The 1,312-nt window shown below is 50.7% G+C and carries 1 protein-coding gene; it reads left to right on the top strand.

The genetic code is table 11. From position 1 onward, the window contains the following. Positions 1-53 precede the first annotated feature (53 nt). Positions 54-1,309 (top strand): IS3-like element ISSen1 family transposase gene (locus ACLJR2_RS23635; RefSeq protein WP_086011253.1). Its coding sequence is split into 2 segments (ribosomal slippage): positions 54-405 and positions 405-1,309, totalling 1,257 coding nucleotides; the frame shifts between segments, so codons are not numbered across the junction. Positions 1,310-1,312 lie beyond the last annotated feature (3 nt).

The following is a 1,312-nucleotide window of genomic DNA, read 5'->3' on the forward strand; positions in this document are numbered from 1 at the left end:
TGACCCGTCCTGAATAGCGTTGACACGTTCCAGACTTAAATCCGGAGAACGTGATGATGACTGAGTTCAAACGCACCCAACGCGATTATCCTCTATCCTTTAAAATAGCCGTCGTTGAGCAGGTCGAAAAAGGCGAGATGACCTATAAACAGGCCCAGCAGCGATATGGCATTCAGGGGCGCTCCACCGTACTTGTCTGGCTGCGTAAATATGGCCGGCTTGACTGGAGACCCGGACTTCCTGACCTGGTGAAGAGGAAACTGCCTGTGGCTCAGACAACTATCCCGCTGACACCCGAGCAAAGAATCAGGGAACTTGAAGAACAGCTTGAGCTGGCAAACCAGAAAGCTGAGTTTTTTGAGTCCGTTATCAACGTCCTGAAAAATGATTACGGGGTAAGTGTTGTAAAAAAGCGGCCCGGCAAGTCCTCACGCAAAGTCAGGCCCCCAAAATAACAGTTACGCGTGCATGTCAGTTCCTGGGGCACAGCAGACAGGCGTGGTACCAGTACAATACAAGATGTAATAAACGGCAGGAGCATCATGCTCAGGTTCTTGATTTTGTTGCCCGTACCCGGTGCCGCCAGCCGCGAATCGGTACGCGTAAACTGCACTATCTGCTGAACATGCAGGCCGATAAAACGCTGAATATCGGACGGGACCGTCTGTTTAATCTGCTGGGTGAATACCGGCTCCTGGTACCCGTGAAACGGGCATATCACAAAACCACCAACAGCCATCATCGCTTTTACCGGCATCCTAATCTGCTGAAACCCGGCCCTGAACAGGTTACCGCCCTTGAGCCAGAGCAGGTCTGGGTCGCCGATATTACTTACCTTCCACTACGCAGCGGCACGGCCTATCTGAGTCTGGTCACCGATGCCTGCTCCAGAAAAATCGTGGGTTACCATGTCGGGGAAAACCTGCAGACAGAAAATGTGGTAAAGGCGTTCAGGCAGGCTCTGAGGCGGAGAAAAACGACAGGTCCGCTGGTACATCACTCTGACAGAGGACTGCAATACTGTTCGGTACTTTATCAGTCAGTTCATGAGCGAAACGGAATAACCTGTTCAATGACCGATGGTTACGACTGCTACCAGAATGCGCTGGCTGAGAGAATAAACGGGATACTGAAAAATGAGTTTTTACTCTCGCGTCCTGCAGACCTGGAGCAAGCGCGGGAAATAGTAAAAGAGTCCGTGGCAATTTATAACCATGAACGGCCACACCAGGCCCTGAAATACAAAACGCCCGATGATGTTCATCAGGCGTTTTACAGACAAAAAACTGTCAACCTATATCAGGACTAGTCA

Origin of the sequence: Salmonella sp. SAL03688 (assembly GCF_046551895.1) — a bacterium.
Classification (GTDB): domain Bacteria; phylum Pseudomonadota; class Gammaproteobacteria; order Enterobacterales; family Enterobacteriaceae; genus Salmonella; species Salmonella enterica.